The sequence below is a fragment of the Archangium sp. Cb G35 genome (genome assembly GCF_001896145.1).
GTDB lineage: Bacteria > Myxococcota > Myxococcia > Myxococcales > Myxococcaceae > Archangium > Archangium violaceum.
Genome location: NZ_MPOI01000013.1, coordinates 150,306 through 177,081 on the forward strand (window position 1 = coordinate 150,306; position 26,776 = coordinate 177,081).

The window sequence follows — 26,776 nt, forward strand, 5'->3', positions numbered from 1 at the left end:
CGTCCGGAGGAGCGGCGAATGTGGGCTCGCTGGTTGAACGTCATCCTGGGCTTCTGGCTGGTGTCCGCGCCTTTCGTGCTCGATTACCGGATCCAGGAAGCCGAGTTGAATGACCTGTGCGTGGGGCTGGGCGTCATGTTGCTGGCCCTCGCGGCCATCGCCGTCCCCAAGCTGCGTTACGCCAACACCCTGCTCGGCGTGTGGCTCATCATCTCTCCCTTCCTCCTGGGCTTCGGCGGCTACCGCGCGGCCACCCTCAACGACGTCATCGTGGGCCTGCTCGTCACCGCGCTGTCGCTCGTCTGGGACCACCGGGACTGGACTCCGCATCGGAGGTCCGTCACCCACGCCTGACACATTGCCCTGATGCCCGCACGACACACCCCACTGGCACGGTCCTCCATGCCTTCATCCCTGAAGCCCTGCCTCATCGCGGCGAGCACCCTCGCCCTCACGGCGTGTGTCACGTTCGACATCGACAAGGAGAAGACGAAAGCGCCCCGGCTGACCTGCGCCCCCGGCACCGTGACGCTCATGAAGAAGCTGGGCCTGGAGCCGGGCCAGCAGGGCTCCCTGCAACTCGAGGCCGCCCAGCCGGGAGGCCCCAACGACTACGGCGTCTACCGTCAGGGCCCGGTGACGAGCCGCCTGGAGAGCGCCGTGGGTGACCTGCCCGCGGGCACGCTCATCTCGGGCGTGCTCTGGATGAACACCGGCAAGGCCCAGGTCCGCTACACCCAGGCGAACCTGCCCGATGGACAGATCCACCCCGTGTGCCTCGTGCTCGGCGCGGAGGCTCCGGGCGGAATCTACGCCGAGGCCGGCACCACCTCCGGCGACATCACCCTGCCCAAGAGCGCTCCCTTCACCGTCGTCTCCCAGTTCGAGTGACATGCCCCTCCCCATCGAAGACTACGCCCTCATCGGCGACACCCAGAGCGCCGCCCTCGTGGGGAAGGATGGCTCCATCGACTGGCTGTGCCTGCCGCGCTTCGACGCCGACGCCTGCTTCGCCGCCCTCCTGGGCTCCGAGGAGAATGGCCGCTGGCTGCTCGCCCCCTCGGGAGGCCTCCGCCGCGTCCAACGCCGCTACCGCCCTGGCACCCTCGTCCTCGAGACGGACTTCGAGACGGATACCGGCACCCTGCGCGTCGTGGACTGCATGCCCCCGCGCGGCCGTGAGCCGGACCTGGTGCGCGAGGCCGTGTGCCTGAAGGGCCACGTCTCCGTCCGCATGGAGCTCGCCATCCGTTTCGGCTACGGCAGCCGCACGCCCTGGGTCCACCCCATCGACGGCCGCTTCACCGCCATGGCCGGGCCCGATGCCCTCACCCTCCTGTCCGACGTCCGCCCGCGCAACGAGGACGCCACCCTGCGCGCGGACTTCTCCCTCTCCGCTGGCGAGCGAGCCCGCTTCCTCCTCGCCTGGCACCCCTCGCACGAGCCCGCGCCCCCGTGCATCGACCCGGCCACCGCCGCGGAGCACACCGAGGAGTGGTGGCGCGAGTGGTCCTCGCACTGCACCTATGAGGGCCCCTGGCGCGAGCAGGTGCTGCGCTCCCTCATCGTCCTCAAGGCCCTCACCTACTCACCCACGGGTGGCATCGTCGCCGCGCCCACCACGTCGCTGCCCGAGGCGCTCGGCGGCGTGCGCAACTGGGACTACCGCTACTGCTGGCTGCGCGATGCCACCTTCACGCTGCTCGCCCTGCTGGATGCGGGCTACCGGGAGGAGGCCCAGGCCTGGCGCGACTGGCTCCTACGCGCCGTGGCCGGTGAGCCCCGGGAGCTTCAAATCATGTATGGCGTTGCCGGCGAGCGCCGCCTCACCGAGCTGGAGTTGCCCTGGCTCTCCGGCTACCAGGGCGCGAAACCCGTGCGCCTGGGCAACGCGGCCGTGTGCCAGTTCCAGCTCGACGTCTACGGCGAGGTGCTCGACTGCTTGCACATGGCCCGGCGTTCGGGCGTGCCGCCGCGCGATGAGGGCTGGGAGTTGCAGAGCCACCTGCTCGACTTCCTCGAGTCCAACTGGGAGCGCACGGACGAGGGCATCTGGGAGGTACGCGGCCCGCCGCAACATTTCACCCACTCGAAGGTGATGGCGTGGGTGGCGGTGGACCGGGCGCTGCGGACGGCCGAGGAGTTCCGCCTGCCCGCGCCCCTGGAGCGCTGGAGACAGCTGCGCGCGCGAATCCATGCCCAGGTGTGCGAGCGCGGCTATGACGCCAGCCGGGGCAGCTTCGTCCAGGCCTACGGGGGCAAGGAGCTGGACGCGGCGCTGCTGCTCATTCCGCAGCTCGGCTTCCTGCCGCCGGAGGATCCGCGCGTGGTGGGCACGGTGGACGCCATCCAACGCGAGCTGTGCGAGGGCGGGCTGGTGCGCCGCTATGACACGCACCGCTCGGAGGACGGGCTGCCACCCGGCGAGGGGACGTTCCTGGCGTGCTCCTTCTGGCTCGCGGACGCGCTCACGCTGCTGGGCCGTATGGACGAGGCGCGCACCATTTTCGAGCGGCTGCTGCCGCTGTGCAATGACGTGGGCCTGCTCGCCGAGGAATACGACCCGCGCACGAAACGGCAGTTGGGCAACTTCCCACAGGCCTTCAGCCACGTGGCCCTCATCAACACCGCGCAGAACCTCACCTGACCAGCTTCACCGGGCGCCCGTGAATGCAACCCTTGCCCACCGTGCGGCGGGCCGAGCCCTGACAGGGCCTTGGAGAGTGCCCATCCTCCGCGTGAACCGGCTTCACCCAAAGGAGTCCACCATGGCCCCCTCCATTCCCGAGAAGATGAAGGCCGCGGCGCTGGATCGCTTCGGCGGCCCGGAGGTCCTCGGCATCAAGACAGTGCCCGTGCCCACGTGCGGGGACGATGAAATCCTCATCCGCGTCGAGGTGGCGGGAGTGGGCGTCTGGGATGCGCAGGAGCGGGAGGGGGAGATGGCGGAGATGATGCAAGGAGAGCCCCACTTCCCCTACGTGCCCGGCACGGACGGCGCGGGAGAGGTGGTGTCCGTGGGGAAGAACGTGCGGCGCTTCAAGGTGGGGGACCGCGTCTACGCCGCCGCGTTCCTGAGCCCCAAGGGAGGCTTCTACGCGGAATTCGTCGTGGCGAAGGAAAAGCACGCGGCACGGATTCCCAAGGGAATGAAGGTGGAACAGGCGGCGGCGCTGGCGGCGGATGGCATCACCGCGCTGCAAGGGCTGGAGGAGCACTTGAAGCTCCAGAAGGGACAACGCCTGCTCATCTTCGGCGCCAGCGGAGGAGTGGGACACATCGCGCTGCAGCTCGCCCGCCGGCTGGGCGCCCGGGTGCTGGCGGTGGCCTCGGGCGAGGACGGGGTGGAGCTGGCCCGCCGGCTCGGCGCGGAGGCAATCGTCGAGGGGCACCACGGGGATGTGGAGAAGGCCTGCCGCGACTTCGCTCCGGACGGGCTCGACGCGGCGCTGGTGCTGGCGTGCAATGACCGGTGCCTGAGCGCGTTGAAGCACGTGCGCCAGGGCGGCCGCATCGTCCACCCGAACGGCGTGGAGCCAGTACCGCGGGGCCCCGAGGGCGTCGAGCTCATCGCCTACGACGGCATCCCCAACCAGAAGACGCTGGAGCGGCTCAACGAGCTCATCGAAGCGGGGCCGTTCCACCTGGAGATCGGCCACGTGTACGCGATGGAGGAGGCCGCCCGGGCTCAGAAGGAAGTGCTCCAGCACCACCTGGGCAAGCTGACCCTGCGGATCCACTGAGTTGGGAATAGACCCCTCGAAGGGGTTGAAACGAAATCCCCAACACTGCCAAGAGAGCGGGTTCATGTCGAAGAGCCCGCGTTATCCCATCCCGGCACTTCTCCACCGGGTGGAGCAGGAGATCGAGCGCAGCCGCTTCATCACCACGGTTGCGCCCGCGCCCACGGTGGAGGAGGCCAAGGCGTTCATCGCCCGCGTCCGCGAGGAGTTCCCTGACGCCAACCACAACTGCTGGGCCTATGTGGTGGGCCCTCCCGGCACCACGGGAATGGCGGGCATGAGCGATGACGGAGAACCGCACGGGACCGCGGGCCGGCCGATGCTGACGGCCCTGCTCCACGGCAAGGTGGGAGACGTAGCCGTCGTCGTCACCCGCTATTTCGGCGGAACGCTCCTGGGCAAGGGCGGGCTGGTGCGGGCCTATACCGGCTGCGTCCAGCAAGGCCTCGAGCACCTGCCCACCACCGAGCGCGTGAGCAAGGCTCGCCTCTCCGTTGAAATCGAGTACGCGAGCGTCGATGGCTTCCGCCGGATGCTCCCGGCCCACGAGGCGGAAGTCGTCTCCGAGGAGTACGCCGCCACCGTGGGCTACCAGCTCCTGCTCCCCGTCACCCGCGTGGAGTCCTTCCAGACGGCGCTGCTCGACCTGACCAATGGACAGGTCCTGATGGAAGTGCTCGACCCCGGCGAGTGACGGTGGCGGGTCCAGGACTCACTTGCGGGACAGCATCCGTTCGAGCCAGGCCTCGCGAGCCGCGTTCGCTGCTCGGGAGATGGCCGCATCCGGCGCCATCTGGTTGAAGCCGTGGAACGCGCCGCCCCACACGTGGAGTTCCGCGTCGCCGCCGGCCGCCCAGATCGCGCTCGCATAGGCAACGGCCTCGTCACGGAAGACTTCCGCCGCTCCCACGTCGATGAACGTAGGCGGCAGGCCACTCAAATCAGTCGCGCGAGCAGGGGCCGCGTAGATGGATACGTCGTCCGTTCCGCGCCGGTCTCCGAGCAGGGCCGTCCAGCCGGTCAGGTTGCTGAGACGATCCCAGATGCCGATTCCCTGGAACTGGTACGACGAGACGGTTTCGTTCCGATCGTCTATCATCGGGCACTGGAGGAGTTGTCCGAACAGCTTCGGCCCCTTGCGGTCGCGCGCCAACAGAGTGGTACCGGCGGACAGGCCGCCCCCGGCGCTTCCGCCGAAAATGATGATCCGCTCCGGATCGACCAACAGCTCCTTGGCGTGTGCGGCCATCCACGCGAGTCCCGCGTAGCAGTCCTCGACGGGGATCGGATCTGGGTTCTCGGGTGCTCGCCGGTATTCGACCGTGACGCACACCGCGTCGAACTTCATCGCCCACGCCACCAGGTCGGAGGCGCCCGCGAAACGGTTGGCCATGACCATCCCGCCGCCGTGGACGTGAAAGATGCCGGGTCCCGGCCTGGCATGGTCCTTCCGTGAGATCACCGAGACGACGATGTCCACTCCCTGGTAGCCGGGAATGGTGAAGTCGACGCACTGGACCGGCCGGTCGCCGATCTGCTCCGAGATCGGAGGGATGGGCATGGCGCGGTACTTCTCGATCTGATCGGCCGTCATGTTGACGGGTACGAATCCGGCGAACGCCGGAAGGATCTCGGCGAGCTCGGGCTCGAACGGGGGCGGCTTTGGCCCCGTCTTCGTGTTACTCATGGTCATCGGCCTCGATTCATGCAGTGGGTGATGGGACGGTCAAACGTGACATCCACCAGGCGCATATAGCCCGGTGACGAGTGCGCCAATGTCCAGACCGCGCTGCTCGCTCTGACCAACGGGCAGGCCCTGATGGAAGTGCTCGATCCCGAGGAGTGACGCTGACTGATCCAGTACTCACCGGACGATGAAGTCGAACCGCTCAATCGCGGCCTTGAGCTCCGCCTCGGTGGTGCCGGCTCGCTTCGCCTCGGCTGGCGCGTAGTAGGTCACCGCGACTGTGGAGGGCACATCCTTGTAGGGCCCCTCCAAGATGACCGGAATGAAGGAGCCCGGCCACTCCACGCTCGTCAATTCACGCCCGTGGCCGATGGGGTCGAGGATGGTGAAGCAGGGCCACCGCGGCAGTCGCACCGTCCGCATGTCGCAGCCATGGAAGCGGCACTGGTCCAGGCGGGCCTCGGAGAAGTCACAATCCTCGACAGCTCCCTGCTCCCACCCCGTTGCGTTTCCCGGCCATGGGCCGAAGTCGCACCCCACCATGCGCCCCTTGAAATGGCACCCCTTCAGCGCCGCACACGTCCAGGACTTGTTCTTCAACTCCTGCTTCACCTCGATGGTGCAGTCGATGAGACGCATCGGGCTGATCAGCAGCCGGCTCGAGGGCACGCGGATGACGACCGTACACCGCCGCAGCGACAGGTTCGGCCCGAGGTAGATGAGGCGATCCGCCTCCGCCTTCAACTCCAACCGCTCGTCCGCGATCTCCCGGTCCTCATAGATAATGTTTCCGAGCCACATCTCCGCGCCCTCAGAAGAAGATCATCCGGAAGAACTCGGTGGCCATCCGCCGACCGTGTACTCCGAAGTTTTGCGCCGTCCCGGAGAGTATCTCGTACTTCAACCCTCCCGGCCGTGGATCCACCGCATCGACGCCCTGGGGGCTCCACGTGAGCTGCCTGAACTGATTCTTCATCTTTTCATGCACCCACCGTCCGCGCGCGAGTCCTTCCAGATGCGCGGCACTCTTCGCGTTCCCCGACGCACGTGCCCTGCTGATCGCCGCTCGCTCCGCGATGCTGAGCTCATGTGGACCCCACTCGCGTGCGAATCGCCGTGCCGCCGCCTGCAACTCGTCACCCAGCTTGTCCTCGACCGGGATGTCATCGAGCCACTTTCCGCGCGGGAGATGCCATCGCTGGCCATTGCCAAGAATGACCTGCACGTTGCCGCCACGGTGTCTGATTTCGATGGTGCCTGTATGACCGCCAGGCGCTCCCGTGGAGCTGTTCTGATTGAGCATGGCTCCCGCGAGAGCCGCCTGGGGCGACGTCACCACCGCGAGGGCACGGCTCGAGTCAGCCACGACCTCCACCGCGACGGCCTCCTGCACGGCCACCGGCACTGGCACATGAAGACCCTGGGCCTCCCACTGTGCCTGCATCAGGTTCAGCCTCGGCAGTGAGCGAACCCGCGCCACCACGTCGCCGAGCGTGCGCCCGCTCAAAGTGGCCACGGCCAGAATCATCGCCCGGGCCGCATCCTGGCCAATCAACCGTCCGAATTCCTCACCCGCCTCACGCAGCTCCGCGAACGTCGTGGCCTCGTGGGCCCGGTTCGCCATGCGGGCCTGTAGAGCGACAGCAAAATTGACCCCCTGGCGACACTAAAACTGACCCCCTCCCGGGGCCTCCACACCAAGGAGGTAACCTCGATGGGAGAGACGGCAGCAGTTGTGGCACCCCGCGCGGCGGAGGTGCCGATGGTCGAGCAGGAAGTGGTGCGACGCATCCGCGTGCTGGCGGAGGCGGGCTGGGGCCACAAGCGGATAGCGCGCGAGGTGGGCGTGGCGCGCAACACGGTGAGGCGCTACCTGCGCGCGGGCAGCGCGGCCGACAAGCAGGTGCGGCCCAAGGCGCGGCGGCTCACCGGGGAAGAGCAGCAGCGCGCGGTGGAGCTGTGGAATGGAGCGGCGGAGGGCAACGCCGTCGTCGTCAAGGCGCTGCTGGCCCAGGAGGGCGTGGAGGCCAGCGTGCGCACCGTGCAACGAGCGGTGGAGGAGARACGGCGGCAGGTGCACGCGGCACAGGTGGCCACGGTGCGCTTCGAGACGAAGCCGGGACAGCAGATGCAGGTGGACTTCGGTGAGAAGAAGGTGCTGCTGGGCGGGCAGTTGGTGAAGGTGTTCCTGCTGGTGGCGGTGCTGAGTTTCTCGCGACGGCTGTTCGTGCGCGCCTTCCTCAATCAGCGCGGAGACGACTGGCGCGAGGGCGTGGCCGCGGCCTTCGTGCACTTCGGAGGCGTGCCGCTGGAAGTGCTCGGGGACAACGCYCGGCCACTCGTCGACGAGCACGACAGGCAGGCCGGTACCGTGCGCTTCCACCCGGCCTGGGTGGAGTTCTGCCGGGACTGGGACGTCACCCCCAAGGCATGCGGGCCGTACCGCGCGCGCACCAAGGGCAAGACGGAGTCGGGCGTCAAATACGTCAAGCGCAACGCGCTGGCGGGCAGGGGCTTCGACTCCTTCGGCGCGATGGAGAGGCACCTGGAGGAGTGGATGGCCGAAGCGGATGCACGCGTGCACGGCACCACGCACGAGCGCCCCCTCGACAGGTTTGAGCGCGAGGAGAAGGCCGCGCTGCGCCCGCTGCCCTCGCGTCCGTTGCCACGCCGCCAGCAGAGGCTCAAGCGCAAGGTGGCCAATGACGCGCTCGTGGACGTAGACACGGTGCGCTACAGCGTGCCGCACCGGCTGGTGCGCGAGAGCGTCGAGGTGCAGGTGGGCGAGCAGCAGGTGCGCATCTTCCACGCCGGCAAGTTGGTGGCCACCCACGCACGCGGCAAGGAGCCGCACGCCCGTGTTGTCGACGAGGCGCACTGGGAGGGCCTGTGGCGGCCGCGCACTGTGGAGCCCGTTGAGGGGAGCTCCAAGCTGGCCGTGCACGGGCGCTCGTTGGAGGACTACGCCGCCGTGGTGGAGCATGCCGGGAAGCGAGGTGCCGCATGAGCCACGAGCTCATCCACGCGCGCGTGCTCGAGCACCTGGAGCGGCTGCGCCTTGGACACCTGGTCGAGCGGCTGGACGCGCTGCTGGCGGAGGCGGCGCGCACCGAGCCCAGCGGGAAGATGAAGTCGAATGAAGTGTGTTGACTCCCAACGCGGCGGTGATAGAAGCCGCGCCCCCTCGGACGGAAAGGCGAAACCGCACTGGCGGTCGGGTGATCCGGACGGGCTGAAGAAGGAATACGGAGTCGGCAGTGCGGAGTTGACTCCCAACGCGGCGGTGGTAGAAGCCGCGCCCCTCGACAAGGCGGAAGCCGCAACGGCGGCGAGGCCAGGTTGGAGGGAAGAAGAGAGTCGACGAAGGCGGTTGACTCCCAACGCGGCGGTGATAGAAGCCGCGCCCCTCGGACGGAAAGGCGACGTCGCACTGGCGACGGAGATCCCCGGCCGAAGCAGTGAAAGACGAAATAAAAAAGTCGGCGAGCGAAGTTGACTCCCAACGCGGCGGTGATAGAAGCCGCCTCCCCTCGAAGCGGCGAAAGCCGAAGCGAGGCGGAAGAAAGAGTCGACGAAGCAAGTTGACACGAGACGCGGTAACGAAGTAGGTTCCGCGCCCCCTCGACAGGAAACAGCAAGGCGCCACGGTGCCAGGTTGAATCCAGACGAGACGAAGCAGCGAAACGGAGCGGCAACGGCCGCTTGACAGAAAAGCAGCTTCAGAATAAAGAATGCGGCCCCCGAGGTTGAAGCGGGTGCAGCGAAGAAGTGGAAACACGGTAGCACACAAGTCGCGGCAGCAACAAGCGGCTCGGTCTTTGAAAACCAAATAGCAAGCCCAAGAAGAAGACGATTGCGGAAACCGCAGTCAATTCTAAATGGCACCTCAAGAGAGTCGGCGTGAGTCGATTCCGGGGTGCCCTGAACAGCGAGTCGGGAGTTCCTTAGCCGGACCCCGATGATGCCGGTTCAAAACACTTCAAATTAAAATTGGAGAGTTTGATCCTGGCTCAGAACGAACGCTGGCGGCGTGCCTAACACATGCAAGTCGAGCGCGAATGGAGCAATCCTAGTAGAGCGGCGCACGGGTGCGTAACACGTGGATAATCTGCCTGGGTGTTTGGGMTAACGCGCAGGCGGTGAGCAGCACCAGGAGCACGCTCCAGGTTCGTAAGCGCATCGTCACAGCCTTTCGTCAGCGCGGGGGCCAAGCTCCAGTCGGGCCCGTTGGAGCGTATGCCAGCAGGTTCCCACGGCAACGAACGAGCGTGGTGCCAGCGGGCGCGCTCTCGCGGACGATGCTGGGACAGGGGCCGCTTGCCTGGGACTGGCGGTGGTAGCGCGCTCGACTTCAGCGGCCTCGCTGGGTCCGGAACCACGCGGCGTAGGGCGTGTTCTCCACGCGGCGGCGGTTGAAGTCCGGGGTGCCGTCCGTCCACCACGGCGGCCCTCGCTCCCCGAGCGCCACCTTCGCCAGGTGCACACGCGCTCGGGCCTTCTGCTCCGCCTCCTCGTCATGTGCCCGCAGCGCCAGGCCCACGTCCCGCCGCGCGTGCATCAGCGCCTCCACCAACAGCGCTCGCTGTTTCTGCCCGAGCGCGGGGTTGGAGCGTCGCCAGAGCTGCCCCTCCACCACGATGTAACGGCCATCCGGCGTGGTGAGTGGCCCATTCTTCAATGCAGGGGACTCGCGTGGAAAGGACATGGGGGGCGATGGGGTGCTCCCCATGTTTCTCCGGGATACACCCCGAGTGCAATCCGGGGGGCTCGATACCCTCACCCCGTCCCTCTCCCGGGGGGAGAGGGGAAGTGGGCTCCGCGGACTCCAGGGCCTGCTGACTCCAGCGGCTCAGATGTCGAAGTAGAGCTGGTACTCCATCGGGTGCGGACGCAGGCGGATGGCATCCACCTCCTTCTGCTTCTGCTCGATCCAGCTGGTGAGCGAGTCCTCGCTGAATACGTCCCCCTTCAGCAGGAACTTGTGGTCCTTCTTCAGGCAGTCCAGCGCCTCCTCCAGCGAGCCCGGCATCTTCGGCACGTCCTTGAGCTCCTCCGGCGACAGCCCGTAGATGTCCTTGTCCAGCGGCTCGCCCGGGTCGATCTTGTTCTCGATGCCGTCCAGCCCCGCCATCAGCTGCGCCGCGAACGCCAGGTATGGGTTGCAGCTCGGATCCGGCGAGCGGAACTCCAGCCGCTTCGCCTTCGGGCTCGCACTGAACATCGGAATCCGGATGGACGCGCTCCGGTTGCGGCTCGAGTACGCCAGGTTCACCGGCGCCTCGTACCCCGGCACCAGCCGCTTGTACGAGTTGTTCGTCGGGTTGCAGATGGCCGCCAGCGCCCGCGCGTGCTTCAGGATGCCGCCCATGTAGTGCAGCGCCATCTCGCTCATGCCCGCATAGCCCTCGCCCGCGAACAGCGGCTTGCCGCCCTTCCACAACGACTGGTGCGTGTGCATGCCGCTCCCATTGTCCCCGTACAGGGGCTTGGGCATGAACGTCACCGTCTTGCCGTGCCTCGCCGCCACGTTCTTCAGCACGTACTTGAACCACATCAGGTTGTCCGCCGTCTTCACCAGCGTGTCGAAGCGGAAGTCGATCTCCGACTGGCCCGCCGTCGCCACCTCGTGGTGCTGGCGCTCCACCGTGATGCCCACCTCACCCAGAATCCTGCACATCTCGTCACGGATGTCGTTGTGCGCGTCCGTGGGCATCACCGCGTTGTAGCCGTCCTTGAAGCCCGGCTTGTAGCCGAGGTTGCCACCCGGCTCCTCGCGGCCCGTGTTCCACGCGCCCTCGATGGAGTCCACCTCGAAGAACATGTGGTGCGGCTCCGTGCTGTAGCGCACCCCGTCGAAGATGAAGAACTCGGCCTCCGGCCCGAAGTACGCCGTGTCCGCCAGGCCCGTGCTCCTGAGGTACTTCTCCGCGCGCGCCGCGATGTTGCGCGGATCCCTCATGTACTGCTCCTTCGTGATGGGATCGCTCACGTTGCACAGCAGCACCAGCGTGGGCGTCTGCGTGAATGGGTCCATCACCGCCGTGTTCGGGTCCGGCATCACCAGCATGTCCGAGTTGTGGATCTCCAGCCAACCCTTGATGGACGAGCCGTCGAAGCCCAGGCCCTCCTCGAAGATGCCCTCGTTCAGCTCGTGCATCGGCACCGCGAAGTGGCGCCAGCGGCCGATGAAGTCGATGAAGCGCAGGCTCACCATCTGCGTGCCGTGCTCTTTCGCGTACGAGAGCACGTCCTTCGCCGTCTTGTTCGTCATAGGGGGCGCTGTCCTTTTCCGCCGGGTGGTACTCCCAGTGCGCCGCGGACACTAGGAACGACCCCCTCTAGAGGAAAGAGCAACGTGCGCGGGGCGTGACACTCCGCCCGCCCCGAGTCAGTGCGCGGGGGTGCCACGTCAAAGTGACGACACTCGGGCTTGATGCCGGGCCCGTCCAGGCGGGGTTTTCAGCGCTTCGCGCGGGTGAGCAGCACCACCGAGCCGAGGATGGCGCCCATGGCGAGCATCCCCCAGGTACTCAGCGACTCGCCCGCGAAGAAGGTGCCCAGCAGCACCGCCACCATCGGGTTGACGTAGGCATAGCTGGTGGCGAGCGCCGGCCGCGCGTTGCGCAACAGGTAGCCGTAGGCGCTGAAGGCCACCAGCGAGCCGAAGAACACCAGGTAGACGAAGGCGCTGAGGGCGCGCGGCTCGGGCACGGCGGTGAGGCGCTCGCCGGACAGGAAGCTGACGAGCAGGAAGAGGGCGCCGCCGGTGAGCATCTGCGTGGCGGTGGACATGAGCCCCTGGGCCATGGGCAGCTTGCGCGACCAGATGGAGCCGAACGCCCACGTGATGGGGCCCAGCAGCAGCGCGAAGGCCGCCCACACGTTGCCGCTCATGTCGCTGCCGAGGTTGAGCAGGATGAGGCCGCAGAAGCCGATGGCCAGGCCCCAACGCTCGGCACGTCCCGGCCACTGGCCGAACAGTCCACCGAAGAGCGCCGCCCACAAGGGCACGCTGCCCACCACGAGCGCCGCCACGCCCGAGGGCACGTACTGCTGCGCGAACACCACGCTGCCGTTGCCCATCACCAGCAGCAGCGTGCCGATGAGCGCCCCCGCTCCCCACTCGCGCGCCGAGGGGTTGGCGTACCCGCGCACCCTCAGCACCGTGTAGAGGATGAGGCCCGCCAGCAGGAAGCGCATGCCCGCCATGAGGAAGGGCGGGAAGCCCCCCTGCAGCGCCCAGCGGATGGCCAGGTACGTCGAGCCCCAGACGACGTAGAGCGCGAAGAGGCAGAACAGGAGCATCCCGCGGTTGGGGTCCGCGGGGGTGGACTCCGCGGGCATCGCCGCGGTGGGAATCGAAGAGGTGGCGGAGGACACGGCGCCGCGCTTTTAACGCCGTGCCTTTTACCCGGCGATGTAATTCCTCGGCCTACCCTGCGGGGCAGTGCTCGGCTGCCTGCCTCACATCCGCCGCCGGGTGCGTCAGTTCTGCGACACCCGTCCCGGAGGGCGATAGAGGCGCGCGCAAGGCGCTTTCTACGGTGGCGGGGGGAGGAGAGGACCGTGAGCAAAACCCAGACGGGCTGGCGGGTGTGGTTCGCCTGCATGGCGATGGTGCTGGCGGGTTGTACGTGCTCCAAGCGTCCGGGCGAGGAGGGCACGGGAGGCTCCGGAGAGCCCGCGCCCCTGGGCCAGGACTCCGGCCAGCGGGAGGGGAAGGAGATCGTCCTGGAGGTGCTCGGCCTCACCGTGGGCGGTGAGGGCGCGGAGGCCTCGGGCACCTCCTTCGTCACGGGCGAGTCCATCACCGCGCGCGGCCGGGTCCGCAATGCGGAGGACCTGGAGTCGCGCATCCAGTGGAGCCTCCAGCCGGTGGGAGCCCACACCGGGCCCTCCACTCCGGCTTCGAAGGAGGGAGCCGAGGCCGTCTTCAATGCCAGCTCACGCGTGGGCACCCGGGGCAACCGCGAGCCCAATCCGCCGCTGGAGTACGAGCTGGTGGCCTCGCTGCCCCTGGAGGGCGGGGAGACGCTCGAGGTCCGTCTGCCCCCCACCACCTTCCTCCGCCAGGAGGAGGACGATGTGCTGCGGCAGGAGTACCTGGACTTCGGCACGCGCTTCCAGCCGGGCCGCGCCCTCATCTCCATTCCCGGCCGCCCCGTCCTCAACACCGGCAACTACACCGTCATCGCCGAGTCCGAGGCTGGTGGGCTCTCGCGCCTGTTGGACCAGATGGACGAGCGCGTCCGCGCCCTGCTCCAGAACGACGTGCAGGAGAAACCGGCGGGCACGCGCGGCCTGACGCCGAAGACGGTGGTGGTGTCGCCCGGAGCGCCCATCCTCACCGTGGGCGCGCTCGGGGACACGGACCCCCAGGGGGATGATGTCTGCTCGGGCCCCCTGGTGGGCGGACGGTGCGCCGGCTCCATCCTCGCCGGGCCCAATGGCATCGCAGACACACGCGCCAACAACCGCGAGACGAAGGTGAAGCTGGAGGACTTCGTCAGCAGCGCCTTCCGCAACCCGCAGCGCAACCGCGCCGCCGGCTCCGCCACCATCAACAGCCGCCACACCCGTGGCAGTGCGCTGGACATCGACCCGCGCCGCATGCCCATCCCCGGCAAGACGCCGCAGCAGTTGATGTGCATCGTCGAGGCCGCCGGAGACGCCGTCGTCGGCGAGCGCGACTCCTTCACCGAGCGCGGCGCCACCCTCTTCCTCGCGTGCGACAGCCCGGCCGCCGACCACGTCCATGTCCAGCGCTGAGGCCCGGAAAGGAAACATGCCCATGGCTTCCCTTCGCTTCCGTCTCTTCGCCTGTTGCGTGCTCCTGTCCTCCGCGGCGTGGGCCCAGCAGCCTCGCACCGCGCCTCCCCGCTACGTGCCCGCGCCCGTCTCTCCGGCTGCCCGGGCGGCCCTGCAACTCCACCAGGAGGGCTGCCAGGCCGAGTCCTTCGACGACGCCACGTGCGAGAAGGCCGTGCGCCAGTTGGAGGCCGTCGTGCGCGATGACCCGCGCCAGCTCGACGCGCAGCTCGCACTCGCGGATGCTGTCTGGAACCAGGCCTTCCGCCAGCGCGAGGGCTCTCCCGAGCGCGCCCGCCTCCGCCAGCGCTCGCTCGAACTCTACCAGCAGCTGGTGGACCTGGGCGTCCCGGATGCCCGGCCCTACTACGGGCTCAGCGTCCTCACGCGCGACCCGGACACCCGCCTCCGGCTGCTGCGCCGCACCCTGGAGCTCGCCCCGAAGCACCCCGAGGCCCACAAGGACCTGGCCGGCCTGCTGCTCACCCAGGGACAGGTGGACGAGGCCGTGCGCGAGTACCGCACGCACCTCTCGGTCCGCCCCTACGAGGGCCGCGAGGTCGCCCTGGAGGACATCCAGTTCGCCGACAGGCTCGCCGCGGCCGGGCGCGTGCGCGAAGCCGCCCAGGTATACGACGCCGTCTGGGACGCCACCGCCAACGAGCCCCGCTCCGAGCGCTGCCAGATCTTCAAGGCCGTGGACCTCGGCCCCTACGAGCGCATCGGCGCCCGCTTCGCCCAGCAACTGCGTGGCATCCGGGCCGCCTGCACCGGCACGCCCCGCATGGAGGGCGCGATGGAGCTGGAGCGTCAGGGCCGGGACGCGGCCGCCATCCAGGAACTGGAGCGCCAGATTCAGGAGAACCCCGTGCCCGCGGAGCCGTACCTCGCGCTGCAGCGCCTCCACCTGAAGCAGGGCCGGGTGGACGAGGCGGCGGACGTCATGAGCCGCTACTTCCGGCAGGAGAAGGACCTCGAGGAGCGGTGCCGACACTTCCGGACACTGTCCCCCCGGACGACGCGCGCCCTGGAGCCCAGGCTTATGAATGAATTGGACCGTGCCTGCCGCGCCCGGCAGCCCTGAGCCGTGTGTGGACAGGTACGGGCGCCCGAGGGGGGCTTCCTCGCCCGCTCGCTGGGGGGGCGGGGATTGAACCGTTCCCTCCACCTTCTTAATGTTTCAGGGCATTCTCGACGTCTTCACCCAGTCCGGGTGACGCGTCGTCGTTGGGGAGTGTGAGACAAGGATGTCCGAGGAACTGGGAGAGCGCGAGAAGGAGGTCCTCCGCGCTGTCGTTCAGGAATACATCTCCACCGGCGGCCCGGTCGGCAGTCAGCACCTGGCGCGCCGCCCGGAGTTCGACGTCTCTTCCGCCACGCTGCGCAACGTGCTCGCGGACCTGGAGGAGCTCGGCTTCCTCGAGAAGCCCCACACCTCCGCCGGCCGCGTGCCCACGGACCGTGGCTACCGCTTCTACGTGGACACGATGGTGCGGCTGAAGGATCCCGCGCCGCGGGACCGGGAGCTCATCCACGCCGGGCTGGCGCACGAGTCGGGCATGGAGGAGTTGCTGTCCGAGGCCTCGCGGCTGCTGCACTCGCTCACCCGGCACGCGGGAGTCGTCGTCACCCCGCGCCCGGACGTGGCCATCTTCCAGCGGATTGAATTCGTCCGGCTGCGCGAGGACCGGGTGCTCGCCATCCTGGTGGGGCAGAACGGCCAGGTGCACAACAAGCTGCTGGTGGTGGACTTCCCCATCACCTCGGACGAGCTGCTCAAGGCCAGCAACTACCTCTCCGAGCTGCTCCACGAGGTGACGCTGGAGGAGGCGCGCGAGCGCATCCGCACCGAGCTGGACCAGGAGCAGGCGCTCTACAACGCGCTGACGTCCAAGGCGCTCAAGCTGGGCGCGGCCGCCACGGATCTCCAGACGGGCGAGCGCGTGCTCATCGAGGGCACGGGCTCGTTCCTGGAGCAGCCCGAGTTCGCCGACGTGGAGCGCATGCGCGCGCTCTTCAAGGCGCTCGGGGAGAAGCACAAGCTGCTGTCACTGCTGGACCGGGTGCAGCGCGCGCGCGAGATGCAGATCTTCATCGGCACCGAGAGCGAGTTCTCCTCGGCCGGTGACGTGACGGTCATCGCGAGCCCCTACGGCAGCCGCGAGCAGGTGCTGGGCACGGTGGGCGTCATCGGGCCCACGCGCATGAACTATCAGCGCATCATCCCCCTGGTGAACTTCACGGCCCAGGTGCTGTCGATGGCGCTCGAGAAGGCCTGAGCCCCACTCCCTCTCCCTCTGGGAGAGGGCGGGGGTGAGGGTCGTCCTTCCCCTTCATCTTCGGACGTTTCGTGGCTGCTCCCGGGAGTCTCGGGAGCGGCCCGTCGCCGTTTCACGCGCGTGAGCTCCCACGGCTTCTCCAGGGATTGCTGTTTCGGCGTGTTTTTTGCATAAGAACTTTCTGGCGCGACTTTCTCACAATTGTTGCAATCCGGCTCTCACTTTCTCGATAGTCGAGAACCCGGAAGCAGCAAACCCCCTGAGGAAGGACCCAAAAGAATGCGCCCCCTGAACAAGCTCGCGGTCGCGGTGGTGTCTGGCCTGTTGCTCGGCGGTTGTGGAGTCTCGGAGACGGACCTGGGGGGCGACGGAGTCGCCAGTCAGATGGAGCAGGACTTCGGGGGTCCGGACGGCCTCATGGAGTTCTTCCAGAGCCACTCGGAGGAGGAGATCCGCGAAGCGCTGAAGGTCTACGGCCTTGGCTACGTGGTGCGCGGGAGGGTCACCGAGGAGGCGATCAGCGACTGTCCGAAGTACTTCGCGTCGGGCGACCGGAACATCTGGTTCAACTTCGACGGCGAGTACTACCTCATCGACGGCTCGGGCCGGCCGAGCCGGGCGTACAAGTACCTGCCGCCCATCGTCGCCGCGGCGCGCATCGACTCCTGCCAGTTGAACGTGGGGCAGTGGGGCGACGCGGAGAACCCCAGCAACGACTACGACGGGGGCCACATGATCGGCTCGCAGCTCGGGGGCTGGGGTGGCCGGGCGAACCTGGTGCCCCAGGACGCCAACTTCAACCGGGGCAACTGGGTGACGCTCGAGAACAAGATGGCCAGGTGCGGGAGCCTGCCGAGCGGCCGGATCCGCTACTACATCGGCGCGAACTACCCCAACTCCACCGCGCTCATCCCCAACAACATGACGATGGAGCTCCGGAACCAGTCCTCGGGCAGCTACGTGGCCTTGTCCTTCTCGAACACGGACTACGGCGGCTCCAACGGCACGAACGAGAAGAACCGTGGCGTGACCTGGCTGACGAACCAGGGCTGCAACTGAGCCGTCGCCCGCCTCATGCGGGCTCCACGCGTCCGTCGACGACGCGGACGCGGGAGCCGTCGAACCGGGTGAGCTGGAAGAAGGCGCCGTCCTCGTTGTGGGTGAGGCTCAGCTCGCACAGGAGCCCGAGGGCCACGCGCTCTCCGAGCAGGAGGGACTCGCAGTAGTCGGTGCGCCAGTGGACGCCCGCGGCGCCGCGGAAGAGGGCGATGTTGCCGGCCAGCTTGTTGAGCTCGCCGCCCACCGTCATCTGCGCGGCGTCGGCCCCCGTGTAGGGCACCAGGGCGGTGCCGTCCGCGTTGGCCATGAGGGGATTCTCGATGGGCGCGGTCTCATCGAAGTACGCCTTGAGCATGGTGGCGCACGCACCGGAGAGGGTGGCGTGGCCCGCGCCATAGGCGGGGTGGAGGGGGGCGCCCTCGGGGTAGGCCTGCGGGAGGAGGAAGGAGCCCCAGCGCTCGGAGAAGTACGGGCTGAGCAGTCCGGTGGACAGTGAGTTGAGGATGGACGTGTCCAGCGGGTAGGTGCGCCGGCCGGACAGGTGGTTGTCCACGCGCCCGCCATACTCCTCGGGACGCAGCCGCCGGTGCACGCCCCACTTCTGCCACCACACGGCGCGCCCGGCCCTTCCGGACACCTCGCCGAGCAGCTGCATCAGGTGGATGGGTCCGAAGGTGGTGAAGCCCACCTGGGTGCGCGAGTCGCCCGCGGTGCCCGGCGGGTCATAGGGGTTGCCCTGGTCGCAGGGGAACTCCTTGTCCACCTGGGGCCGGCTGGCGCCCATGCCCGCGAGCTGATTGCCCAGGGGCTCGGAGAGCAGCAGGAAGGCGGCGCTCAGGTACGCGTTCACCACCTGGTCGAAGTGGACGTATTGGGCCCCGTCGCGCAGGTTGCGGATGAAGCGGCGGCGCGTGGTGTCGAACTGATCCTTGCCCCGGTCATCCCGGCCGTTCTGCACGGCGAGCCAGGTGGCGAACTGGGTCAGGTAATCGGCGGCGGCCCCAATCTCGGGGAAGCCCTTCACGGTCCACTGGCGCTGGTCGATGACCTGGGAGCCGTAGGTGATGAAGCCCTCGTCGGCGTCGCGTCCCTGGCCATCGGGCTTGCGCGGGTCGCTGTTGCCCTTCCAGAGGAACTGGGAGACGTAGGGCCCCACCTGCTCGCCCGGGAAGATGCCGCGGAAGAGGTTCTGCGCGGTGACGGTGGGTGTGCCGCCGAACAAGGGGAACTCGGTGCCGAGCGAGCGGATGGAGCGCTCGATGATGCTGTTGGCGGTGCCCGCCTCGGAGGCGTAGTTGATGAAGGGGACGTCGCGGGCGAGCGCCATCCAATACAGCTCGCCCATCTCCGCCGCGGCCCGCTTGCTGTCGAAGCGCGGCGCGGGCGGCTGGGTGACGGCCTGGGGGTCCGGGCCCGACAGCTCGAAGGCGAGGCCGGCCTGCGGATTGACGAGCTTCACCGCCCCCGAGGGCTGGAGGATCTCCTCGAAGTCACCCGGGTCCTGGCTCTCCAGGGCACGCAGCAGCGAGCCGTAGGAGATGGGATCCGGATCTCCGGCGGTGTCGTGCTTCAGGCCCTTGGAGAAGCTGCCGATGAAGGGACGGTCCGGGTAGTTGACCTCGTCGTTGTTGTTGAAGTGCTCGGGGTGGTGACGCTCGGCGGCGAGCCGGGTGGCCTTCTCGCGGGTGGCCCGCGCGGACAGGCGCCGCTCCTCCACGCGCCGGGGCAGGCGCTCCGGGGGGGTGTTGAAGGAGTCGAAGATGGCCACGCCCGGGGAGGCGGTCGGCTGGTCGCAGCCCGCCTGGAACTCGACGGTGAGGGTGGTGAGAGCGGTCCGGAGCGCGGCATCCAGCTGTTTGCCAACCAGGACGGTCCACTCCCGCCCGTTGGCCGACACATCCCAATGGAGTACGCTCGCGGACTCGCGCATGCGCCACCAGCGGTGGCGTTCCGGGTCGTAGGGCACGCGCGCGAGAATCGCCCCGTTCAGGTGGCAGAACAGCTCGCCGCCTCCCGCGACGAACATGACCCTCTCGGTCCCCGTCCCCCTGGCGAAGAACGCCGTCCCGGTCGCGGGCACCGACTGCAGCAGGGCCTGGCTGACCTCGATGTGGAAGAAGGAGTCGGTCAGGTCATACGCGGCGGTGGCCCTGCACCCCGCGTAGCTCGGGATGCCTCCGTCCGGTCTGAATTCGAGGCGGCGATTCACCTCCTGGACGGGCCCGTAGGCCGCCCACTTGGAGCTGTTGAGCGAATTGTCATTGAAGTTGTCGGTGAGCGTCTGCGCCTTCGCCATGGGACACCTCGAGGTGCTGTCTGGCGATTCTCGGCTTCGGGTCTGACATGGTTTGAGAGCGTGGAAAGATGATATGTGTTTGGAATGAGATGGTCCAGTGGTATGTCCAATTCCTGGCAATGCAATGGAGGGGCACGCATGCACGTGGCGCGGACGTTCGAGCTCAACGGTATCGAAATGCACTGCGAGGTTCGTGGGGACGGTGAGCCACTGGTGTTGCTGCACGGTGGCACGGGCGCGGGCAGTGACTGGCGCTATGTCTTCGATGCGCCCCTCGAGGGATACCAGGTCATCGTGCCGGACCTGCGCGGCCACGGACGCTCGACGAATCCCTCCGGGACGCTCACCTTCCGTCAGGTGGCGCGTGATGTGCTCGCGTTGATGGATCTCCTCGGCGTCGAGCGCTTCAAGGCCATTGGGATGAGCATGGGCGCCAAGACGCTGCTGCATGTGGCGACCGCTCAGCCGGCGCGCGTCGACGCGATGGTGCTCGTGAGCGCGACTCCGTACTTTCCTTCGCAGGCCCGCGAGATCATGGCGCGGAGCACCGCGGATACCTTGAGCGATGGGGAGTGGGCGATGCTGCGGCAGAAGCACGTCCACGGCGATGAGCAGATTCGCGCGCTGTACGCGCAGATGCGGGCGCTCAAGGACAGCTACGACGACATGAATTTCACGCCGCCGTACCTGTCGACGATCTCCGCCCGCACGCTCATCGTGCACGGGGACAGGGATCCGCTGTATCCGGTGAACCTGGCGGTGGAGATGTACACGGCCATTCCGCGCGCGGCGCTGTGGGTGGTGCCGAACGGGGGGCATGGCCCTGTGTTCGGTCCGATGGCCCCGCGCTTCCGCGAGATGGCCCTGGAGTTCCTCAATATTCCCTCTCCCCTCGGGAGAGGGCCGGGGTGAGGGTGTCCGGGCCTGTTCTTCAACCCGTGGCACGTACTGTGGGCAGGGGTCCAACCCGGGTTCGCCCGATACCCTCACCCCGTCCCTCTCCCGGAGGGCGAGGGGAAATTGACGCGGTGTCAGCGCATGACGGAGATTGGGCTCAATCGGCTCGGGTCAACAGCAGCGTCTGCTCTGCTCCGCCCTCGCGCCGCACCGTTACCTGTACCGGCGTGCCAGGTGCGCCCTGGGTGTGGCGCTCCGCCTCCGTGCGGCTGCGCACCACCTGCCCATCCACGGACAGCAGCCGGTCCCCCACGCGCACGCCACCCCGGGCCGCCGGCCCCTCCGGCGTCAGCCACGCGATGGATACCTGCCCCTGGTTGTCGCTGAAGCCCGCGCCCACGCTGCCCGCGTTCGCCTTGCGCGCCGTCACCTGCACGTCGCCGAGGTCCACCGCTTCGCTCGCGGCCACCGTCACGGTGCGCGTCTCCGGCTTGCCCTCCGGCGCGAGCAACTGCACGGTGTGCGTCCCGGGCGTCACGTCCTCCAGGCGAAAGCGCCCGTCGGGTCCCGAGCGTGCATCCGACGCCGAGCCCGGTGCCCGGTCCAGGTAGAGGCCTACTCCCGCGGCCGCTGCTGCCGAGGGGCTCCACACCACCCGCCCAGAGATGGAGGCCGCACCGCCCGTCAGCGGTACCTCCACCTCCGCTCGCTGTCCCGGCGAGAGCGTCACCTGTGCCTCGCCCGTGCGCCCATCCGTGGTGCGTACGCTCACCTTCAGTGGTTGTCCCGGGGCATCGGTGAGGAGGAACTCGCTGCCGGGGAACGTCCGCTGTGTTTCGCGAGCCCATGCCGGCACCGAGCCGTCCGCGTTCAGCAACCGCAGCGTGAAGCCACTCGGCGCGGCGCCGCCACGGGCCACCACGCGTCCCCGAAGGGTGGCCGCTGGCTGCAACTGAAGCTTCAGCTCGCCCGTGCCCTCCGGGATGGGCAGGGGAGCACTGAGCCGGCCCGCGTTGTGCGCCTGCAGCGTCAGCTGGGTGGGCTGGGGGTGGGGCGGGACGCTGAATCGCCCCTCCTCGTCCGCGTCCACGGGAATGGACAAGGGGAAGTCTCCCGCCTGGGTCGCCACCACCAGGGCTCCAGGGCTCGGCGCTCCCGAGGGCTCCAGCACCACGCCGTGCAGCCCGCGCTCGTTCAGCAGCGTGAGGTCCATCGTCACCGAGGTGCCGGGCTCCACCGTCACCGCCGGGTCGTCCTCGTGGCGGTAGGTGTAACGGGCTCCCGGCAGCACGGCGGTGAGCTGGTAGACGCCCGCGCGCAGCTCGAGCTGGTAGTGGCCCTCCGCGTCCGTCTCGGCGAGGCCCATGTCCAGTACGCCACCGGAGCCCTCCTTCGCCATCGCGCGCACCACGGCCGGCTCGGGCAGCGGCGCGCCCGAGGCCTGCGTCACCCGGCCTCGCACCATGCCCGTCTCCGAGAGCGTGAAGTCCACCCGGCCCCGTGCGCCCGGAGTGAGTTGCGTGGTGCGGCTCGTCCACACGGCCGAGGCGTCCTGCTTCGCTCGCACCCGCACCGTGCCCACCGGCAATCCTTCCAGCAGGAAGGCGCCCGCCGCGTCGGTGCGCGTGTAGAGCTCCTCGCCCGAGGCGCCGCGCAACAGGCCCGCGCGCACGCTCACTCCGGCCAGCGGCCGTCCCTGGCCATCCGCCACCGTGCCTTCCACCGACGTGGTGCCCTCCAGGCGGAAGTCCGCCACGGTGTACCGGTCCGCCTCCACCACCAGCCCCTGGCCCGAGGTGTCCGTGAGGCCCGGGGCCAGCACCCTCACGTCGTAGTCTCCCGGCGGCAGCTCCAGCGCGTACTGGCCCGAGGCGTCCGTCCGCGCGCGGCCCAGCTCACCCCCGGCACCGGCCGGGCTCGCCACCAGCCACGCATCCTCCACGGGCCCCGCGTCCGCCGTGCGCGTCACCGTTCCCACGAGGTGCCCGGAGGCCCCGAGCCGCACCGTGATGTCGCGCGCCGTCTCTCCCGGCCCCACCACGATGAAGCCCGGCGCCCGTCCCACCTGGCCGCCCTTCCGGGCCACCACCCAGTACGTCCCGCCAGACACCTCCAGGGAGAAGCCTCCGCCCGCGCCCGTGGTGGTGCGGAAGTCCGTGGGCCCTCCCAGCACCCGCACCTCCGCGTCCGGCGCCGGCTGTCCGTCCGCGCCCACCACGAATCCCTCCAGCGTGGAGGCGGGCCACAGCCCCACCTCCAGCTCACCCGAGGCGGGCACCGCGACGAAGCGCAATGTCCGGCGGCTGAAGCCCGGGGCCTCCACCACCAGCTCGTAGCGGCCCGGCGCGAGCCCCGTGAAGTCGAAATGCCCCCGTGCGTCGCTCGTCGCCACCGCCACCTCCTCGGGCAGCGCGTGCGCCCGGGCCGAGGGGCTTCCCGGCTCGGTGTAGGGGCGCAGCGTCAGCTCCGCGAGGGGCACGGGCTCCCCGCTGCCCTCGGCCACCGTGCGCCCACGCAGCGAGGCGCTCGCGGGCAGGGACAGCTCCACCACCGTCTCGGGCTCGCCCTGGTGCCGGGGTACCTCGCGCCTCGCGGGAGCGTGGCCCTCCGCCTGGGCGCTGAGGAGGTAGAGGCCCGGGGCGGCGGGCAGACGCAGCGTGCCTTCCTCTCCCGTCGTTCCCTCACCCGCGCGGCGCCACGAGGGCTGGCCCGAGCCGTCCTCCGGCCCCTTCAACCAGGCCCGTACCCTCGCTCCTGGCACGGGCGCGCCCGAGGCCCTCACCCGCACCACGAAGCTGCCATCAGCCAGCGTCGCGGGCACCTCGAGCGGTGGTGTGGGGCGCGGCGATGCGCGAGCCGGTGTGGTGCCAGCGGCACCCGGGCGCGCGGTGGCCCGGGGGCTCATGGCCGCCGTGCCGGGCGTCTCTCCCAGAGTGGGGCGGAGCCACAGCAGGAGGAGCGCCGCCACCGAGAGGGCCGCGGCCACGATGAGCGGGAAGAGGGGTCGTTGGCGCACGGGCTTCTCCGCGGGGATGAACGGCTCCCCTGGGTGAGACTACCCGTGAAAGTGGCCCGCGCCGAAATCCCGGCTCAGTGCGGGGTGGGCGCGGGCGCGTAGACGCGCAGGGCGGCGGGAGCGAGCTCGAAACGCACCGGCGTGTGGCCGATGATTTCCCCATCCGCGTTGATGTCCTGCGCGGGCTGCGCATCCACGTACAGGTGCGTGCTGTGCACCGAGGTGACGGCCGGGTGACTCACGTGCTCGCCCCGGCGCAGGGACAGGGCGATGCGCGCCAGGGTGGAGACGTCCTGCACGTGTCCCAGTCCGGTGCCCTCGCGTCCGGATTCGGCCGAGGGCGCGGCGATGGTGTAGGCGTCCAGGCGGCGGTCATCCAGGCGGGACTCGGGCGTCACCACGTTGCCCGCGCCGTGGTAGCGCCCATTGCCCACCACGAGCTGGAGCACGTCCAGCTCCATCTCGCCGCGGTCGGTGCTCATTCGCACGTGGAAGGGCTGGTGCTCCCAGAGCTCGGCGACGGCCGCCACGGGGTAGGCCAGCTTGCCGGCGCGCCGTTTGAGCTGGGGCGTGAGCCGCCGGGCGATGGCGGAGGCCAGGCCGAGGCTCACCGCGTTGAGGAAGGGCCGTCCGTTGGCGAGCCCCACGTCCACGCGTGCCGTGTAGCCCGCGGCGATGACGTCGCAAGCGGCCTCGAGCGTGGGCGCGATGCCGAGCGAGCGCGCGAAGTCATTGCCCGTGCCCAGCGGCAGCACACCCAGCGTCACGTCGCGTCCGAGCAGCTGTTGGACCGCGGCGTTCAGCGTGCCATCGCCGCCGCCGATGAAGATGCGCCGGACGCCGGCGTCCATGGCCTCGCGCAGCACCCGGTCCATGTGCTTCTGGCGCGAGAGCCGGTGGCAGGCCGCCAGGGGGATGCCTCGGGCCGCGAGCGCCTCGCGTGCGGCCGGGAAGGCCTCCTTGCCCATGCGGCACTTGCTGTTCACGACGAGGAGCGCGGGCCCATCGTCGAGGGCACCGCGCTTGGGAGGCTTCGTGAGTGCGACTTCTGGAGACGCTTCGCTGGCCATCATCAGCAAGGGTGCGCACGAGCGATCGGAGCAGCCAGGAGGACAGTGTACGCCTGGGCACCCCCGTCTCGTCCCTCCCAGGGCAGGGGAGGGAGCGAGGGGTGTTCAGTTCAGTTGGCGCCCTGGCCCTCGATGATGCGGCGCTGGAGGTGGGCTCGATGGCGGTGTCCACGTCCTCGGCGCTCATGTTGGCGCTCATGGAGGTGAGCGTCTCGGTGGAGGCATCGACGGAGGTTGTCGTTCTGTTGGGTCCCCATCGAGGATGGCACTAGATTGTGTCGGTATCGCTCTTCGTTGCACGTATGGGTGCGAGGATGCCGCGAAAGGGTGAGGCGAAGGAGTTGCTCCGTGAGTGACGTTCCGGCGACCCGAGGACTTTATGGCCAGCGGCCGAGCAAGAGCGCGGACGCCGCGCGGCGGCGCGAGTTCGAGGAGACCTTTGCGATGTCTCCGATGGAACGAGTCCTGCTGGCGCTGGAGTTGGGTGAAGTTTCCCTGCTGCTGGAAGCGCCATCGCGGTCACGCGCGGAAAGAGGAGGGGAGCGGTGAGTTCGACGGCGTCCGAACGAGCGAAACGAACGGTTGTCGTGGCCGAGCGGGTCTTCCGGATTCTGCAACAGTATGAGATTCCGGCAGCTGTTATTGGTGCGGCGGCTCTTGCCGCTCATGGCTATCCACGGGCGACGCGGGACTTCGACCTCGCCACGAATACCGATCCCTTTCCCCTGTTCCGCCGTCTGGAAGACGCGCTTCGCCGGGAAGGCTTCGAAGTCCAGTTCGAGGCGCCCGATGCGAGCGATTCGCTCGGAGGTGTCCTTCGCGTGAAGGGCGACGACTTCGAACGCGTGGAGGTCGTCAACTTCTACAACCCCTGGCCTGGAGCGCGTGACTGCACCGTGCTGGCCCGGGACGCCCTCCGCGAAGCCAAGGTGGAGCTGAGCCCGGAGAGCCCGTTGCGTGTCGTCAGCTTGCCCTACCTCATCGCCCTGAAGCTCTACGCGGGAGGGCGAAAGTCGACGAACGACGTTCTCGAACTCCTCGAACGCAACCGGGACCACATGAACCTCGCCGAGCTGCGTGACGTGTGCACCCGCCACGGGCTCGGCGCGGCCCTGGAGCCCCTGCTGACGGAACTCGGCTTCGCGTAGCCGTCAGCGCGGCTCCTCGTCCTTGGCGGCGGCCACCGCGTCCGCGGCCCACGGCCAGGTGTCTCGCGAGGACTCGTAGTGCGCCAGCAGGTCCGTTGGATCCTTGTAGATGGCGCGGCATCCCGCCGTGCGCAGGTCCTCCTCCGGGAAGCCTCCGCACAGCACCCCCACCGTGGGAATCCCCGCCTTGCTCGCCGCCAGCGCGTCGTAGGGCGTGTCCCCAATCACCACCACGCCGCGCGGATCCGGCCGGCCCAGCCGCTCCAGCGCCGCCTCGAAGATGTCCGGGTGCGGCTTCGACTTCGACGCGTCATCCTTCGACGTCTCCCCGTCCAGCATCCCCTGGATGCCGCACAGGCGCAGGTAGTACTCGAGCTCGTCTCCCTTCGCGCTCGACGCCACCGCGAGGCGCAGCCCGTCCTTGCGCAGCCGCTGGAACAGCTCGCGCACCCGCGGGAAGGGGCGCAGCTTCGGCATGAACTCGCGCTTGAAGAGCGTGGAGCGGAAGTCGCTCAGCTCCTGGCCGAACTTTTCCAGCTCGTCCTCGGTGAAGAAGACGGGCAGCAGCTGGTCCGCGCCTTTTCCAATCTGGCTGCGCACGTGGGCGAAGGGCACGTCGCGGCCGAACTCCAGGAAGGCCCGCCTCCAGGCCTCGGCATGCTCATCCACCGAGTCCACCAGCGTGCCATCCACATCGAAGATGACGTTCTGCACCAGGGCCATGACCTCGCGCTCCTTCCCGGTGGGGAAGGTGGGGATGCCCTCCGAGCCCA

General features: G+C 68.7%; 25 protein-coding genes. 15 read left to right on the forward strand and 10 right to left on the reverse strand.

Translation table 11 applies throughout. The annotated features are described in order from the left end of the window. The first annotated feature begins 18 nt into the window (after positions 1 to 18). From BO221_RS35365 to BO221_RS35385, 5 genes are all read left to right on the forward strand, one after another. On the forward strand, positions 19 to 354 hold the full coding sequence (locus BO221_RS35365; RefSeq protein ID WP_073565278.1) for an SPW repeat protein: 336 nt from the start codon (positions 19 to 21) through the stop codon (positions 352 to 354). 48 nt (positions 355 to 402) lie between these two features. Next, entirely contained in the window at positions 403 to 891 is a 489-nt protein-coding gene (locus tag BO221_RS35370; protein WP_073565279.1) for a hypothetical protein, read from the forward strand. Position 892: 1 nt separating this feature from the next. Continuing rightward, positions 893 to 2,647 carry a glycoside hydrolase family 15 protein gene (locus BO221_RS35375; protein ID WP_073565280.1) on the forward strand — a complete coding sequence of 585 codons (1,755 nt, stop codon included), beginning with the start codon at positions 893 to 895 and terminating at the stop codon, positions 2,645 to 2,647. A gap of 121 nt (positions 2,648 to 2,768) precedes the next feature. After that, positions 2,769 to 3,743, forward strand: a complete 975-nt coding sequence (locus BO221_RS35380; RefSeq protein WP_198956252.1) for an NADP-dependent oxidoreductase — start codon at positions 2,769 to 2,771, stop codon at positions 3,741 to 3,743. Between the two features lie 64 nt (positions 3,744 to 3,807). Beyond that, entirely contained in the window at positions 3,808 to 4,437 is a 630-nt protein-coding gene (locus tag BO221_RS35385) for a YigZ family protein (RefSeq protein WP_073565281.1), read from the forward strand. A gap of 18 nt (positions 4,438 to 4,455) precedes the next feature. Here the strand turns inward: BO221_RS35385 and BO221_RS35390 are convergent, their stop codons facing one another. The 3 genes from BO221_RS35390 to BO221_RS56590 all read right to left on the reverse strand — a co-directional run bounded on the left by BO221_RS35390 (position 4,456) and on the right by BO221_RS56590 (position 7,054). After that, positions 4,456 to 5,430, reverse strand: a complete 975-nt coding sequence (locus BO221_RS35390; protein WP_143195874.1) for an alpha/beta hydrolase — start codon at positions 5,428 to 5,430, stop codon at positions 4,456 to 4,458. A gap of 177 nt (positions 5,431 to 5,607) precedes the next feature. Next, positions 5,608 to 6,231, reverse strand: coding sequence for a pentapeptide repeat-containing protein (locus tag BO221_RS35395; protein WP_073565283.1), 624 nt, complete (start codon positions 6,229 to 6,231; stop codon positions 5,608 to 5,610). A 10-nt stretch (positions 6,232 to 6,241) separates the two neighbouring features. Continuing rightward, positions 6,242 to 7,054 carry a hypothetical protein gene (locus tag BO221_RS56590; RefSeq protein WP_233166395.1) on the reverse strand — a complete coding sequence of 271 codons (813 nt, stop codon included), beginning with the start codon at positions 7,052 to 7,054 and terminating at the stop codon, positions 6,242 to 6,244. A 138-nt stretch (positions 7,055 to 7,192) separates the two neighbouring features. On the opposite strand from BO221_RS56590, the gene istA reads away from it, so the two are divergent. Both istA and BO221_RS55580 read left to right on the forward strand, forming a co-directional pair. Beyond that, positions 7,193 to 8,437: an IS21 family transposase gene (gene istA / locus BO221_RS35405; protein WP_083681843.1), complete on the forward strand. Its 1,245-nt coding sequence runs from the start codon at positions 7,193 to 7,195 to the stop codon at positions 8,435 to 8,437. Then, positions 8,434 to 8,580: a hypothetical protein gene (locus tag BO221_RS55580; RefSeq protein ID WP_198956253.1), complete on the forward strand. Its 147-nt coding sequence runs from the start codon at positions 8,434 to 8,436 to the stop codon at positions 8,578 to 8,580. The genes istA and BO221_RS55580 overlap by 4 nt, the downstream gene beginning before the upstream one ends. Before the next feature lie 1,201 nt (positions 8,581 to 9,781). Here the strand turns inward: BO221_RS55580 and BO221_RS35410 are convergent. From BO221_RS35410 to yedA, 3 genes are all read right to left on the reverse strand, one after another. Further along, positions 9,782 to 10,108 carry a hypothetical protein gene (locus BO221_RS35410; RefSeq protein ID WP_198956254.1) on the reverse strand — a complete coding sequence of 109 codons (327 nt, stop codon included), beginning with the start codon at positions 10,106 to 10,108 and terminating at the stop codon, positions 9,782 to 9,784. Between the two features lie 171 nt (positions 10,109 to 10,279). Then, the gene (gene glnA, locus BO221_RS35415) at positions 10,280 to 11,701 is read right to left on the reverse strand and encodes a type I glutamate--ammonia ligase (RefSeq protein ID WP_073565286.1); all 1,422 of its coding nucleotides are present in this window, start codon (positions 11,699 to 11,701) and stop codon (positions 10,280 to 10,282) included. A 188-nt stretch (positions 11,702 to 11,889) separates the two neighbouring features. Continuing rightward, the gene (gene yedA / locus BO221_RS35420) at positions 11,890 to 12,810 is read right to left on the reverse strand and encodes a drug/metabolite exporter YedA (protein WP_233166396.1); all 921 of its coding nucleotides are present in this window, start codon (positions 12,808 to 12,810) and stop codon (positions 11,890 to 11,892) included. Between the two features lie 186 nt (positions 12,811 to 12,996). Here yedA and BO221_RS55585 point away from each other — a divergent pair, with 186 nt between their 5' ends. The 4 genes from BO221_RS55585 (at position 12,997) to BO221_RS35440 (ending at position 17,576) form a co-directional block, all read left to right on the forward strand. Then, positions 12,997 to 14,199 (forward strand): hypothetical protein, encoded by a 1,203-nt coding sequence (locus tag BO221_RS55585; protein WP_073565288.1) that lies wholly within the window; start codon positions 12,997 to 12,999, stop codon positions 14,197 to 14,199. Positions 14,200 to 14,221: 22 nt separating this feature from the next. Beyond that, complete coding sequence (locus tag BO221_RS35430; RefSeq protein ID WP_073565289.1) at positions 14,222 to 15,322, forward strand: tetratricopeptide repeat protein; 1,101 nt, start codon at positions 14,222 to 14,224, stop codon at positions 15,320 to 15,322. Between the two features lie 163 nt (positions 15,323 to 15,485). Continuing rightward, positions 15,486 to 16,517 (forward strand): heat-inducible transcriptional repressor HrcA, encoded by a 1,032-nt coding sequence (hrcA, locus tag BO221_RS35435; RefSeq protein ID WP_073565290.1) that lies wholly within the window; start codon positions 15,486 to 15,488, stop codon positions 16,515 to 16,517. A gap of 279 nt (positions 16,518 to 16,796) precedes the next feature. Next, positions 16,797 to 17,576 carry a DNA/RNA non-specific endonuclease gene (locus BO221_RS35440; RefSeq protein WP_073565291.1) on the forward strand — a complete coding sequence of 260 codons (780 nt, stop codon included), beginning with the start codon at positions 16,797 to 16,799 and terminating at the stop codon, positions 17,574 to 17,576. Between the two features lie 13 nt (positions 17,577 to 17,589). Here BO221_RS35440 and BO221_RS56595 read toward each other — a convergent pair whose 3' ends face one another. Continuing rightward, positions 17,590 to 19,872: a vanadium-dependent haloperoxidase gene (locus BO221_RS56595; protein WP_233166397.1), complete on the reverse strand. Its 2,283-nt coding sequence runs from the start codon at positions 19,870 to 19,872 to the stop codon at positions 17,590 to 17,592. A 138-nt stretch (positions 19,873 to 20,010) separates the two neighbouring features. Here BO221_RS56595 and BO221_RS35450 point away from each other — a divergent pair, with 138 nt between their 5' ends. Next, positions 20,011 to 20,784 carry an alpha/beta fold hydrolase gene (locus BO221_RS35450; RefSeq protein ID WP_073565292.1) on the forward strand — a complete coding sequence of 258 codons (774 nt, stop codon included), beginning with the start codon at positions 20,011 to 20,013 and terminating at the stop codon, positions 20,782 to 20,784. A gap of 142 nt (positions 20,785 to 20,926) precedes the next feature. Here the strand turns inward: BO221_RS35450 and BO221_RS35455 are convergent, their stop codons facing one another. Together BO221_RS35455 and BO221_RS35460 are read right to left on the reverse strand one after the other, a co-directional pair. Continuing rightward, positions 20,927 to 23,785, reverse strand: coding sequence for a carboxypeptidase regulatory-like domain-containing protein (locus tag BO221_RS35455; RefSeq protein WP_073565293.1), 2,859 nt, complete (start codon positions 23,783 to 23,785; stop codon positions 20,927 to 20,929). Positions 23,786 to 23,859: 74 nt separating this feature from the next. Then, a complete protein-coding gene (locus tag BO221_RS35460) occupies positions 23,860 to 24,858 on the reverse strand; it encodes a lipid kinase (RefSeq protein WP_233166398.1) in 999 nt (332 codons plus the stop codon). Between the two features lie 98 nt (positions 24,859 to 24,956). On the opposite strand from BO221_RS35460, the gene BO221_RS55055 reads away from it, so the two are divergent. The 3 genes from BO221_RS55055 (at position 24,957) to BO221_RS35470 (ending at position 26,003) form a co-directional block, all read left to right on the forward strand. Beyond that, positions 24,957 to 25,127 (forward strand): hypothetical protein, encoded by a 171-nt coding sequence (locus tag BO221_RS55055; protein WP_158079966.1) that lies wholly within the window; start codon positions 24,957 to 24,959, stop codon positions 25,125 to 25,127. Between the two features lie 76 nt (positions 25,128 to 25,203). Next, complete coding sequence (locus tag BO221_RS54230) at positions 25,204 to 25,404, forward strand: hypothetical protein (RefSeq protein WP_143195877.1); 201 nt, start codon at positions 25,204 to 25,206, stop codon at positions 25,402 to 25,404. After that, positions 25,401 to 26,003 (forward strand): nucleotidyl transferase AbiEii/AbiGii toxin family protein, encoded by a 603-nt coding sequence (locus tag BO221_RS35470; RefSeq protein ID WP_143195878.1) that lies wholly within the window; start codon positions 25,401 to 25,403, stop codon positions 26,001 to 26,003. The genes BO221_RS54230 and BO221_RS35470 overlap by 4 nt, the downstream gene beginning before the upstream one ends. 3 nt (positions 26,004 to 26,006) lie before the next feature. On the opposite strand, the gene BO221_RS35475 is transcribed toward BO221_RS35470, so the two are convergent. Next, positions 26,007 to 26,720 (reverse strand): HAD family hydrolase, encoded by a 714-nt coding sequence (locus tag BO221_RS35475; RefSeq protein ID WP_073565520.1) that lies wholly within the window; start codon positions 26,718 to 26,720, stop codon positions 26,007 to 26,009. Between the last annotated feature and the right edge of the window lie 56 nt (positions 26,721 to 26,776).